The 12,739-nt window shown below is 34.8% G+C and carries 11 protein-coding genes; 4 read left to right on the top strand and 7 right to left on the bottom strand.

Translation table 11 applies throughout. The annotated features are described in order from the left end of the window. Window positions 1–19: 19 nt before the first annotated feature. Window positions 20–1,930 (bottom strand): ABC-F family ATP-binding cassette domain-containing protein, encoded by a 1,911-nt coding sequence (locus tag EMTOL_RS16965; protein WP_015030543.1) that lies wholly within the window; start codon window positions 1,928–1,930, stop codon window positions 20–22. A 67-nt stretch (window positions 1,931–1,997) separates the two neighbouring features. Beyond that, window positions 1,998–2,879, bottom strand: a complete 882-nt coding sequence (locus EMTOL_RS16960; RefSeq protein WP_015030542.1) for a carbon-nitrogen hydrolase — start codon at window positions 2,877–2,879, stop codon at window positions 1,998–2,000. Between the two features lie 291 nt (window positions 2,880–3,170). On the opposite strand from EMTOL_RS16960, the gene EMTOL_RS16955 reads away from it, so the two are divergent. Next, entirely contained in the window at window positions 3,171–4,004 is an 834-nt protein-coding gene (locus tag EMTOL_RS16955) for an IS5 family transposase (RefSeq protein WP_015027236.1), read from the top strand. A gap of 81 nt (window positions 4,005–4,085) precedes the next feature. Next, a complete protein-coding gene (locus EMTOL_RS16950; RefSeq protein WP_015030541.1) occupies window positions 4,086–5,393 on the top strand; it encodes a DEAD/DEAH box helicase in 1,308 nt (435 codons plus the stop codon). 73 nt (window positions 5,394–5,466) lie between these two features. Here EMTOL_RS16950 and EMTOL_RS16945 read toward each other — a convergent pair whose 3' ends face one another. From EMTOL_RS16945 to trpF, 5 genes are all read right to left on the bottom strand, one after another. Next, a complete protein-coding gene (locus tag EMTOL_RS16945; protein ID WP_015030540.1) occupies window positions 5,467–6,657 on the bottom strand; it encodes an Lnb N-terminal periplasmic domain-containing protein in 1,191 nt (396 codons plus the stop codon). Between the two features lie 211 nt (window positions 6,658–6,868). Then, on the bottom strand, window positions 6,869–7,870 hold the full coding sequence (locus EMTOL_RS16940; protein ID WP_015030539.1) for a toast rack family protein: 1,002 nt from the start codon (window positions 7,868–7,870) through the stop codon (window positions 6,869–6,871). A 71-nt stretch (window positions 7,871–7,941) separates the two neighbouring features. After that, window positions 7,942–8,439: a PspC domain-containing protein gene (locus tag EMTOL_RS16935; protein ID WP_015030538.1), complete on the bottom strand. Its 498-nt coding sequence runs from the start codon at window positions 8,437–8,439 to the stop codon at window positions 7,942–7,944. 94 nt (window positions 8,440–8,533) lie between these two features. After that, a complete protein-coding gene (locus tag EMTOL_RS16930) occupies window positions 8,534–8,755 on the bottom strand; it encodes a PspC domain-containing protein (RefSeq protein ID WP_015030537.1) in 222 nt (73 codons plus the stop codon). A 289-nt stretch (window positions 8,756–9,044) separates the two neighbouring features. Further along, window positions 9,045–9,647 carry a phosphoribosylanthranilate isomerase gene (gene trpF, locus EMTOL_RS16925; RefSeq protein ID WP_015030536.1) on the bottom strand — a complete coding sequence of 201 codons (603 nt, stop codon included), beginning with the start codon at window positions 9,645–9,647 and terminating at the stop codon, window positions 9,045–9,047. Window positions 9,648–9,830: 183 nt separating this feature from the next. Here trpF and mnmA point away from each other — a divergent pair, with 183 nt between their 5' ends. Next, window positions 9,831–10,970 carry a tRNA 2-thiouridine(34) synthase MnmA gene (gene mnmA, locus EMTOL_RS16920; RefSeq protein ID WP_015030535.1) on the top strand — a complete coding sequence of 380 codons (1,140 nt, stop codon included), beginning with the start codon at window positions 9,831–9,833 and terminating at the stop codon, window positions 10,968–10,970. 117 nt (window positions 10,971–11,087) lie between these two features. After that, the gene (locus tag EMTOL_RS16915; RefSeq protein ID WP_015030534.1) at window positions 11,088–12,725 is read left to right on the top strand and encodes a S8 family serine peptidase; all 1,638 of its coding nucleotides are present in this window, start codon (window positions 11,088–11,090) and stop codon (window positions 12,723–12,725) included. The last annotated feature ends 14 nt before the right edge of the window (window positions 12,726–12,739 follow it).

The following is a 12,739-nucleotide window of genomic DNA, read 5'->3' as shown; positions in this document are numbered from 1 at the left end:
ATTTGATTCGCTCCTTTTTTTATGCCTCTAATTCCATCATTTTTATTTCCCACAAATCATTAGCTTTTTGAAGCTCAACTTTTAGTGCTTCGTAATCATTATTAGTTTTTTGTAAAACTTGGGGGTCTTTATATATTTCAGGGTCAGCTAGTTTTGCTTCAAAAGCTACCTTTTTATTCTCTAAATCTGTAATTTTAGCTTCAACTTCTGCAATTTCTCGTTCTAACTTTTTAATCGCATTCGAGCTTAAGGAAGTTTTTATAGGTGCCGAAGCCTCTACTTTTTTTGTAACAGTTTCGATTGATGGTGCAGGAGGAGTTGAAGCCAGCGATTTTCGATTTTCTTCATACCATTCCTCAAACTCATCATAAGTACCCGGATATTCTTTGATTTCATAATCTTCAATATACCAAATCTTATTGGCTACTTGGCTCACAAAATGGCGGTCGTGCGAGACAACTACATAAGTACCTTCGTATTGTTCTAAGGCTTGAATGAGAATGTTTACCGATTGCATATCCAAGTGGTTGGTAGGCTCATCAAGCAAAAGAAAATTTGCTTCAGAAATTAACACTTTTGCCAAAGCAACCCTCGATTTTTCACCTCCAGAAAGCACTTTAATTTTCTTAAAAACATCTTCACCATTGAATAAAAAGCAACCCAAAACAGAGCGTAATTCTGTTTCAGTTTTGCCACCGTCTGCGTATTTTAATTCATCAAGAAGTGTTTCATCTACGTGCAATGATTCAAGCTGATGCTGTGCATAAAATGAAAAATTGACATTATGCCCTAACTTGCGTTCACCTTCTACACTTTCGGTTCCTGCAATAATTCTTAACAACGTTGATTTACCTTTACCATTGGCACCAATTAAGGCAATCTTATCCCCTCTTTCAATGGCAGTAGTAGTATTTTTGAGAATTACCTTATCACCGTAGGATTTACTCACATTTTCTAGGGAAAATACATTTCTACCAGGATTTACGCCAAACTTAAATTTAAAGTGAACTTTCGCCGACGCATCAATCACATCATCAATTAACTCCATACGATTCAGGGCCTTTACTCTCGACTGCACTTGGCGAGCCTTAGTAGCTTTAGCTTTGAATCGCTCGATAAAGCGTTCGGTCTGACGAATTTGTGCCTGTTGGTTTTCGTAAGCTCCTCTCTGAATTTCGTTTCTTAATGCTTTTTCTTCTACGTAAAACGAATAATTTCCGGGATATGACCAAAGTTTGGCTTGCGAGACTTCAACGGTAGTTCCACAAACGTTATCTAAAAACTCACGGTCGTGTGAAACTACTACAACTGAGTTTTCATAATTCTGAATGTATTTCTCAACCCACTGAATTGAAGGCAAATCCAAGTGGTTGGTGGGTTCATCAAGTAGTAATAACGAAGGCTTTTGTAAAAGCAATTTTGCAAGCATTACACGCATACGCCACCCACCCGAAAATTGTTTCAATGGCTTGTGCAATTCTTCGGTTTTAAAACCCAAACCCTCTAAAATTTCCTCTGCTTTTGATTGAATTCCATAGCCGCCTAAATGTGTAAATTCATCTTGTAAATGACCAAGTTTTTCAACCAACTCATCTTTATAATTTACTTCCATTTCGTGCAATACTTTATCAATTTCTTTTTGAAGGAAGTTTTCACGCTCGAAAGCTTGTAAAGCTACAGCCAAAATAGAATCTTCGGTCTGATACGAAAGTAAGTCTTGATTTAAAAAACCAATCGTACAATCTCCTGCCTTAGAAATACTTCCAGCATCGGGCTGATATTCACCCACAATCAAACGCAAAAGCGTCGATTTTCCCATCCCATTCAAACCTATCAAACCAATTTTATCTTTAGGTTTTATTTGTAAATTGGCTCCTTCAAAAATGGCTCTTCCGCCAAAATAAAACGATAAATTACTAACTGTAAGCACTTTATGCGATTAATTATAATTATAAAAAAATATAAAACGATGGTTTGTCGAAAAATTGAAGCGAGTACTAATCAATAAATCTTTTCAGAATTGGTCCATAACTATCTACTCGTCTATCACGCAGATAAGGCCATGTTGTACGATATTTTTCTGAGAGGTCTAAATCAATTTCCTGTACGTGAACTTCTTCTTGTTCATGAGAAGCCAAATATAATAAACTACCAAATGGGTTTGCAACGAAACTTCCACCCCAAAATTGTTGGTCGGCTTCCCTCCCTACTCTATTCACAGAAACCACATGTACACCATTAGCTATTGCATGACTACGTTGAATTGTTTGCCAAGCATTATATTGCTCTAAATTGGTAGCTTCATCTTTTTCATTGGTATCCCAGCCAATAGCAGTTGGGTAAAATAAAATTTCTGCCCCCATCAAAGCTGTAATACGAGCAGCTTCAGGATACCATTGATCCCAGCAAATGAGTACACCCAATTTGCCATATTTTGTTTCAAAAATTTTATAACCTAAATCATCTTTTGAAGCATCTCCTGGAGTAAAGTAAAATTTCTCATAATAACCTGGGTCATCTGGAATATGCATTTTACGATATTTTCCTAAATATTTACCATCAGCATCAAGCACCGCAGTTGTATTATGATATAGTCCAGCAGCTCTTTTTTCAAACAGGGACGCAATAATTACCACATTATGCTCTTTAGCAACTGCTGATAATGACTCAGTTGTTGGACCTGGAATAACCTCTGCAAGATTAAAATTAGCGTGGTCTTCTACATCACAGAAGTATAATGAGGTAAACAATTCTTGTAAACAAACTATGTTAGCTCCCTTAGCAGCAGCTTCTTTTATTCCTTTAATTGCTTTTTGTTTGTTGGCCTCGACATCTGCAGAACACGACATCTGTACAAGACCTACCTTTACTTTACGCATGTTTTTTTGGTATTTTTTTACAAAGATACTGCCTTTAATTCAGAATTGAGAATTAAGAACTAAAAATTAAGCCTACGTATGTGAAGTATATTTCCTTTGTTGCTTTCCGATAAAAGCAATAATTCTCCCATAATGAAACCTACATTTAGGTAAACGATAAAAAAATGCTTACATTTGTGTATCCATAATTGGATATTTTTATTAATATCATAGAACGAGGTTGTTTAGTATTATAAAAAGATTCCCAAAATAGGTTGAATTTTGTGGTGCGAATCATCAAAAAGACCTACAGTGGAAATCTTGAGTAAAAATACGATTGAACAATATATATTACCAAATTTAAGTATTGGTTTACGTGGAAAAGAGTGTGAAATAGAACAGTTGACAGCTATTGTTTCAGCAATTTTATATCGTTTGAAAACAGGTTGTCAATGGCGTCAACTGCCAGTAAAGCAATTTTTTAATAATAAGGTTTTAACATGGCAAGGAGTCTATTATCACTTTAATGAATGGGTCAAGGACGGCTCTTGGACAAAAGTTTGGATAAATATTTTAGCATCAAACTATTCATATTTAGACTTATCTTGTATCCAACTTGATGGTAGTCATACACTTGCCAAACGTGGAGGTGAAGCTGTTGGGTATCAAGGTCGAAAAGCATCAAAAACAACTAATTTGCTCTTTTTAGCTGATAATCAGGGACAAATGTTGGCATGTGCCAGCCCACAAGAAGGAAAACACAACGACCTTTATAATATTCAGGAACTCTTTGAAGAACTGTGTCAAATGCTCATAAAAGCAGGAATTAATCTCAGAGGCCTTTTTCTAAATGCTGATGCTGGATTCGATAGCAAAGAATTTCGTCAAATTTGTAAAAATAAAGAAATTGAAGCCAATATTGATGTTAATTCTCGAAATAACAAAATAGAAAATCAATCTACTGAATATCAGCATTTTGATGAAGAGTTATACAAACGACGAGTACTCATTGAGCACGCTAATGCTTGGATGGATAGTTTCAAAGCATTACTTGTCAGGTTTGAAACGAAAGCAATTAACTGGGTGGCTTTAAATTTATTGGCATTCTCAGTTCGTTTTTTACGAAAAATTAAATATAAAAGTTAATCCTAAACAAGTTCAACTTAAGAATAAGTTATTTTATGCTATATGTTCTAAAATTTTTTAATTGTGCACTTGCACTAATATATGTTATTTGAATCATTGAATTTAATTGAGCCCATTAGGCTCGCACTTGCTGCAGAAGGTTACACAACTCCAACTCCCATCCAACAACAAGCCATTCCGATAGTATTAGCAGGGAAAGACCTCATTGGGGTAGCCCAAACGGGTACTGGTAAAACAGCTGCTTTTTCAATACCAATCATACAACAATTATATCAAAAAGTTGACACCAATCGAAAAGGCAAAAGAAAGATTAAAGCCTTAATCGTTACACCAACACGTGAATTAGCAATTCAAATTGGTGAAAGTTTAGCAGCTTATGGTGCTAATACCGATTTAAAATACTCTGTAATATTTGGAGGGGTTAAACAAGGCAAACAAACAGAAGAATTGCAACAAGGCGTTGATATATTAGTAGCAACACCTGGCCGACTTCTCGATTTAATAGGTCAAGGAATTATCAATTTATCTTCAATCGAAATTTTTGTTTTAGATGAAGCTGACCGAATGTTAGATATGGGTTTTGTTCATGATGTAAAACGCTTAATAAAACTTTTACCTACTAAACGTCAATCACTTTTTTTCTCGGCAACGATGCCCGACGAAATTGTTAAGCTCTCGGCTACTATTCTAAACAATCCATCTTCTGTAAGTGTAACTCCAGTTTCTTCAACCGCAGATACAATTAAACAATTTTTGTATCATGTAGATAAAAAAGATAAAAATGCACTGCTTTTAGAAATCTTAAAGGATTCTAATATTGAAACAGTATTGGTTTTTACAAGAACTAAACACGGTGCTGATAAAGTTGTAAAAATGCTTTCAGGAAAGAACATCAAAGCAGAAGCCATTCATGGAAATAAAGCTCAAAATGCTCGTCAAAGAGCTTTAAATAATTTCAAATCAAAAGAAACAAGGGTTTTAGTTGCTACCGATATAGCAGCCCGAGGAATCGATGTGGATGATTTGGCTTACGTAATCAATTACGAAATACCTAACATTCCTGAAACCTACGTACATAGAATCGGTAGAACGGGGCGTGCTGGTAGCAATGGCATTGCATTTTCTTTTTGTGAAAATGAAGAACTTACTTATCTGAAAGATATTCAAAGATTAATTGGCAAGAAAATACCAGTTATTGAAGAGCATCCTTATGCAGTAAAACCTAATTATGGAGTTGTAGCACCACCTCAGAACAATAATCGAAATAAAGAATCACGACAAAATAGCAATAGGCCGAAACAATCAAATACTTCAAAGCCAAACCCAAATGCTTCAACGGAAGGTTCTTCAAAATCTAAAAAGAAATGGTACGGCGGCTCAAGAAAATAATCGTATTTTAAGAAAGACTTTTTAAAGGAAGACTTCGCTTAAAGCGAAGTCTTCCTTTTATACCCATTTCATATCAGAATGAAGACAATTTCTTTCTAATTCTCCACCAAACAAAAAATGCACGGACCGCCAAGGTCAAAACCACTGGAACTAAAGCATAATTAATTTCTTGAGGGAAGGAATTCCAAGCAACTAAAAATAAAATCAAAATAATACCATAGGCTAAAAAATGCTTTGAAAGCCACGCACGCTTGGTATCTTTCTTCAAAAATAATGCAATAGGCAAAAGCAATGGATAAGTCCAAATAATATTTAGGTTATTTTCCGTTACACCATGGTCAGTAAAGAACCAAAGCAAAACAATAAACCACCCAAAAAATCCTGCCACCGAGAAAAGAATTTTGTCAAATGTAAAATTAGTACTCAAAGACTTAAATTGATAAGCTGTAAAGCCCAAAACAAAAATAAAAATTGTCCAAAATAAAATATTGGGCGTAACGAGTTCTTTCTCTTTATCAGTAACTACCAACATATGTCTATTAATCACCGCCTTTGAAAGCACTAAGGGCTGCCAAACACCATTTTTGTTTATTTTAGCTGCATCAAAAGCATCCATCAAATTATCAGGTAAAAACATTGCTCCGTTGGCTCCTGTAATTTCATCCGAAGGTTCACCGATAGCCAAATCCATCCCAAAATCAGCCCAAAGTTTTTCATTTTTACGGGCATAAACATCAATCCATTGACGATAAGAACTATCTGCATGGAGCGTTTTGCTTAACTGTAAACTATCAGCACAAACCCTACGTAAAACATCTCTCAAACGTGTAGAACAATTATCATAAAAAAACTTGTAGGCGTATTCTCTATTCTGAGGCAAATAATTATTTTGAAGAAAATCATAAACAGCCTGTTTTTGTGCTTGCGATAAATTAAGCACTTGCTCTGTCACTGAGCGATTTTCTTGGGTCCATCCAGCCATATCATTTTCAAAGTAATTGCCACTGATTTGGTAAGGTAATGTTCCCCTCAGAAATTTGATATAGAAACCTTTTGTTCTAAAATCAAAAGCACCATAATTAAAAGTAAAATCAAGCCCTTGACGAGGGTCATGTATTCGAATAGCACTATGCCCAAAAGTAGAATAAAGTTCTTCGCCCGGCGAAACAGTGAGTAAACTTATCGTAGCATCAACTGATAAGTTTTGGGCAAATGAAAACGAAGTATATAAACTAAAAACTACTAAAAAGAAGTATTTTTTCATGCAGAATAATGGTTTTCTGCAAATATAACCTAAGATTTGGTAGGATTAAAAAATTGGTAGGAATTAGTGAAAACAATTAAGTCTTCAGTTGTCTGTATCTAATGTGCTTTTTTGACTAATAGACAATGACCTACTGAAGACTTAGAAAAATACTTAGTTTCACATCAATAATATGCAGCTTACTAAAAACTTCCATTTATTGACACTATTTTTAATAACGGTCAACTTTCAATGATGACATTCCACTATCAACATTTAAATTAATTTTTTTGGTTGCTTTATCGTAACCTTTCGTTTGCCATAAACCTGAACGAACTTTCTCGAAATTATCAAAATCTTTGGCATTAAACGCACCATCCATTTTTATCTGGCAACCAACACTTTCTGGAACTCTGATTTTCACACTTGCCACACCCGATTCAATGTCAACATCAACGTTTTCGTGTTTATCTCCTAACTTAATATCAATAGAAGCAGCTCCTGCTTCAATATCAAGTTTTCTGACTTTGTAATTACTAAAATCAAAATCAACTTCGCCAGCACCGATACCCATATCAATATTCCAAATCGGTGAAGTACTGAGTTTCAATATAACATCGTTATCTATTTTGTTGTCATCATCAAAATTAAACTTGAAGTCTTTACCCTTTTTATCCTTCATTTCGAAATTAATGATTTTCGAACTTCCTTCTGTTTCTTCCTCTAAAGTATAACCATTCTTGAAACTTAGCAAGGTAGTAGCTTCAAACAAACGACCTTTTGATTCTTCCAAGTCAAATTCAGCCGCACCACCACCTAATTTCAAAGTAGCTTCTTTTACCTCGGGTGTAAGCTCAACAGCAAAATACTGTTTGTTTCTGTCGCCAACGGTAGTATCAGAATTAGCCGAATAATTATCATTATCCTCATCATCGATGTCGATATTAATTCCATCGCTTATTTCATCCTTAATCTCTTTTACACCATCATCAACACACGTAAAAATTCCGAGAGGAATAGCAAAAGCAATGAGAAGAGCCGATGTTGCATTGTAAACACTTCTACGAGGATTAAAAAATGCCGCAACACCTGCCAATATCAACATAATTGGCCAAAACTGTGCTATTTTTCTAAAAGACCAATTGAGGTGGAACCAATCTAGATTTGTCCCAAGAAATAAGAATCCAAGTACGATTAGCACCGCACCCCAAAATATATTACCTTTTTTGTCCATCTTGATTAAATTTTATGGTTTAGAAAGAAAAAACCTGTAAAGTTTCGATTTACCTCACAGGTTTTTCTTTATTACAAATTTGTAGAATCGTTGTTGGTAAAGTTAGTAAAGTTATCGTCTTTCTTATCTTTAATGATAAGCCAAACGCCAATTCCTACTAAGATTAAAGGCCACATTTGTCCGATATAATGGAATAAATTAATGTGGAAAAATGTTTTGAACGAGAAGATGATACCCAAAATAATAAGGATAGCTCCACCTACTAAATTGTTGTTCTGATTGTTTCTGCTCATAAAATTAAAATTTGAGGACGTTTCGCCCGATTGAGAATTTATATCATTAGTTGAGTTGTAAACTTCCGAAACGCCAGCATAACCATAATCATATTTTACTGGTAACACTACCCAAAGTATAAAATAAGCAAAAAAAGCTGGTACTGGAGTGAAAAACAATAATACAAAAACTACACGAATTAGTGTAACATCTATATTAAAATATTCAGATAAACCCTGCGAAACCCCTCCTAATAATGCACCCTTATTTTTGATTCTATAAAGTCGCTTTTCCATATTTTTTACCTCAATTGAGGATTTTTTTAGAATAGTATATTTTTGTTGTTAGATATAGGTTGCGGTCAAAACCGCAACCTTGCTCATATTATAGTTAACTAACAGATGTGTAATTAACATTTGAGATTAACGATTCTTTCGTTGGCATGATTATCCAAAGAACAATGTAAGGTATGATGGCAGGTATTGGAGCAAAAAATGCTAATACTAATAATACACGTACAAGTGTTACATCGAGATTGAAATACTCAGCTAAACCAGCTGCTACACCACCAATCATTTTGTTTGATTTAATTCTATAAAGTCGCTTTTCCATTGTAGTAATATTTTTAATTTTTGTTTTCTTTTTTTCTATCAAACCACTTGTTGTTGTGATTGATGAAACAAAGATATAGGCGAAAGACGGTACTATGTAATACAAACTACATGAATGGAAAAAAATAATGTCAAAGGGATTTTTTTAATGAAGATTTTGAGAAACAATCGGAAGAGTGGTCAAATATTGTGTGGAGTGGAAATGTATAAAAGGAAATTTCAGTCAAAAAATACACTTATAAAATATTCGGTGAAGATAAGCAACCCCTATCTTCACCAAACAGAAAACATCAATCTTCTTCCAAAAGCTCTAATATTTCACTCAATTCATCATAATCTTTGTAACCCGGACGAATCTCATTGGTACCTTTCAAAGCAATTCCCTTAATATTCATTTCAGAAACTAACTCCATGACATTTTCAGAAGTAATTCCAAAATCTAAGACAATTGGATAATTAAATGCATATTCTTTAATTGTATAACGAGCAAAATCTGAAAGTTCAGTTCCATCAACTAAGAAGAACTCAACGAATGATGCATATCTTTCGAGATTTTCTTCAAAATAAGCTGAGTCAAATTCTAACTTTAATATAATTGGCTTGCCAAAATCAACAATTTGTGGTAAAAGTGCTACTTCTGAAATTTGTAAAACATCAATTTCATAATTAGCAATCATATTTTTGATTTCTTGCAAATCGCCACATTTAGTTTCTCCAACCGTTTGAATACCAGCCACCCAAGATTTGATTTCTTTCATCTTTTCTGGAGCAACATAATCAACCGAGGCAGTATCCATCACAAAGCCAATCATTTCCACACCCATTCCTGCACAATATCGGGCATCGGATAAATTGGTTATATTACTAACTTTTACAAGAGTTTTTAATGACATTATCTTTACAATTTACGTAACCTGAGTCAATCACTTCTACTTCGCTCAGTAATTGAATTAGGTTCAATTCTAATTATTTGGCTCAAAATTACCTCAGAACTATTCATAATCAAATTCTGTTAAGTAATTTTGTAGTTTATTATTAATTTTAACGGAGGACCTTGAATCCTCGCAGTCGGCAACATGAGCAAACACGGAAGAATTTTAGTCGCCATGAGTGGTGGCATTGACAGTTCATTGGCAGCAGTTATGCTCCATGAAGAAGGTTACGAAGTTATTGGCATGACCATGAAAACATGGGATTATGCTTCATCGGGTGGTAGTAAAAAAGAAACTGGCTGTTGTAGTCTTGATTCAATCAATGATGCAAGAAACATTGCCGTAAATTTAGGGTTTCCACATTATATATTAGATATTAGAGATGAATTTGGCGATTATGTCATTGACCATTTCACAGGAGAATACCTAGAAGGTCGTACACCAAATCCTTGTGTTTTGTGTAATACTCATATCAAATGGGATGCACTTCTTCGCCGTGCTGATAAATTAGATTGTGAATTTATTGCAACTGGCCACTACGCAAATATTCGTCAAGAAAATTCAAGATACATTATTTCGAAAGGAATTGATACCCTGAAAGACCAAAGTTATGTACTTTGGGGAGTTTCACAAGAAAGCCTTTCTCGTACCAAACTTCCATTAGGTCATTTGAGAAAATCGGAAATTAGGGAAATGGCTACTGAAAAACAATTCTATGATTTAGTCAACAAAAAAGAATCGTATGAAATTTGTTTTGTACCCGACAATGATTATCGAGGATTTTTGAAACGAAGAGTTGAAGGTTTGGAAGAGAGAGTAAAAGGGGGTAATTATGTACTGGAAAACGGCAAAGTTGTTGGCAAACATGAAGGATATCCTTTTTATACAATCGGACAAAGAAAAGGTCTCGGTGTTGCCTTTGGCCAACCAATGTTTGTAACAGAAATTAGAAAAGATACCAATGAAGTTGTACTTGGCCCCGAAAAGTCATTAGACAAAGACGGTATGATGGTAGGAAAACTGGTAATGCAAAAGTACCCTGACTTAAATGGACAAACCTTAGAAACAACCACCAAAGTAAGATATAAACACGAAGGTTCGCCCGCAACAATTACTCTAGAAGGTGATAAAATGCGAGTATTATTTAGTGAGCCAGTTAGTGGTATTGCACCAGGTCAGGCAGCAGTTTTCTACGAAGGAGATGATGTTGTTGGTGGCGGTTGGATAATGAAAGCTTTCAATAAAGACTCTATTTTTGAACAAATGCTTTCAAATAACCAATAATTTTTTCAATGGAGATACAAGTTTGTTTGTATCTCCATCAAAAATATAACTTCCTTACTTCCCTGCACAAAAGATTTGTCAGTTTCCTTCGTTATGCTAATGAAACAAATTTAACTTATGAAAAGGATTTTACTAAGCCTATTGCTTCTCACGACAATTCAACTATCTATATCTGCCCAAAATCAATATCTTGTATTGTTTAAGGATAAATCCAATTCTCCATATTCTATTACTCGCCCAAAAGAATTTTTGTCTGAACGCTCAATCAAAAGACGCGAAAAACAAAAAATAGCAATTACTGAACGAGACCTCCCTCCTAACCCCAATTATTTGTCAGAAATAGCTAAAACTGGTGCCAAAGTTTTGTACAAGTCTCGGTGGATAAATGGGGCTTTAATACAAACAGATGAAAACACGCTAGCAAAGATTCTAAATCTTTCTTTTGTGAAAGGATTAGAAGGAAAAGGTGATATTAGAAATGCCCGTCAGAGTAATGAAAACCAAGGTACTCAGACAAGAAATAAGTTTGAAAATGAAGAAATAACAGATAATGGTCTATCACAAAATCAATTAGCAATGCTTGGGGCTGATAAAATGCACAGCAAAGGTTATAAAGGCGAAGGCATGCTGATTGGGGTTCTGGATTCTGGTTTTTTAAATGCTAATAAACTCTCATTTTTCAACGACCTATTCAGTGATAAAAGAGTTATTGGCACTTGGGATTTTGTAAATAATGAAACAAATGTTTACAACGACCACAGTCATGGCACCAACGTGCTTTCTTGCATGGCGGCCTATGAAATTGGTAGAATAGTTGGAACAGCCTACAAAGCGAGCTATCTTTTATTAACTACTGAAGATGTTAGTTCAGAAACCAAAAGAGAAGAAGCCAACTGGTTATTTGGTGCAGAAATGGCGGATAGTGTTGGTGTTGATGTAATAAATACATCTCTGGGCTATTCAACTTTCGATAATCCTGCACAAAATTATAAGTATTCTGACATGAATGGTGACCGTGCATTGGCCACCCGTGCGGCAGACTGGGCAGCCCAAGCAGGAATTTTGGTGGTTGCCTCAGCAGGCAACGAAGGTTCAAGTGCCTGGAAATATATTGGTACTCCGGCAGACGCTGACTCAATCATTGCGGTTGGTGCAGTGGGAAGTACTTTAAATGTGGCTTCTTTTAGTTCTTATGGACCATCTTTCGATGGTAGAATAAAACCAGAATTATCGGCTCAAGGTGCTGGCACAATCATTGGTGGAACAAATGGAAGTATTGGAACTAGCAATGGTACATCTTTTTCTTCTCCTTTAATTGCAGGATTTGCTGCAAGTTTATGGCAGGCATTTCCATCGCTTAGTAATATGCAAATCAGAGATTATCTCATTCGTTCGGCTACTCAATATATCAATCCTGATAATAGAATTGGCTATGGGATTCCCAACTTTGATAAAGCCTACGAATTAGCAGAATTAGAATCGCTTATTAATGAATTAAAAAAATCAGGTCAAGAAGTAATGGTATTTCCAAATCCAATTAATGATGGAAGTTCGACTAAGGTTTGGGTTTTAAAGAATGATGCAGGAACTAATTTTGAATACTCAATTACTGATTTTTCGGGAAAAACTCTTTGGAGCATTACTACAAAAGAAAGTAAAATTACATTGCCAATGCTGAATGAATTACCTTTAGCAAATGTAATATTGAAAGTAACAGCCGAAAATTTACAATATTCTACTAAAATAGTTAGATAAATAAAAAATCCCTA

This window comes from Emticicia oligotrophica DSM 17448 (assembly GCF_000263195.1).
Lineage (GTDB): Bacteria > Bacteroidota > Bacteroidia > Cytophagales > Spirosomataceae > Emticicia > Emticicia oligotrophica.
Note: the sequence above shows the minus strand (reverse complement) of the source record. Positions and strands in the feature narration are given on the sequence as shown.

Coding starts and splice junctions, on each gene's coding strand:
- EMTOL_RS16915 (WP_015030534.1), top strand. CDS start 11,088: ATGAAAAGGATTTTACTAAGCCTATTGCTTCTCACGACAATTCAACTA.
- EMTOL_RS16930 (WP_015030537.1), bottom strand. CDS start 8,755: ATGGAAAAGCGACTTTATAGAATTAAATCAAACAAAATGATTGGTGGT.
- EMTOL_RS16950 (WP_015030541.1), top strand. CDS start 4,086: ATGTTATTTGAATCATTGAATTTAATTGAGCCCATTAGGCTCGCACTT.
- EMTOL_RS16945 (WP_015030540.1), bottom strand. CDS start 6,657: ATGAAAAAATACTTCTTTTTAGTAGTTTTTAGTTTATATACTTCGTTT.
- mnmA (WP_015030535.1), top strand. CDS start 9,831: ATGAGCAAACACGGAAGAATTTTAGTCGCCATGAGTGGTGGCATTGAC.
- trpF (WP_015030536.1), bottom strand. CDS start 9,647: ATGTCATTAAAAACTCTTGTAAAAGTTAGTAATATAACCAATTTATCC.
- EMTOL_RS16940 (WP_015030539.1), bottom strand. CDS start 7,870: ATGGACAAAAAAGGTAATATATTTTGGGGTGCGGTGCTAATCGTACTT.
- EMTOL_RS16960 (WP_015030542.1), bottom strand. CDS start 2,879: ATGCGTAAAGTAAAGGTAGGTCTTGTACAGATGTCGTGTTCTGCAGAT.
- EMTOL_RS16935 (WP_015030538.1), bottom strand. CDS start 8,439: ATGGAAAAGCGACTTTATAGAATCAAAAATAAGGGTGCATTATTAGGA.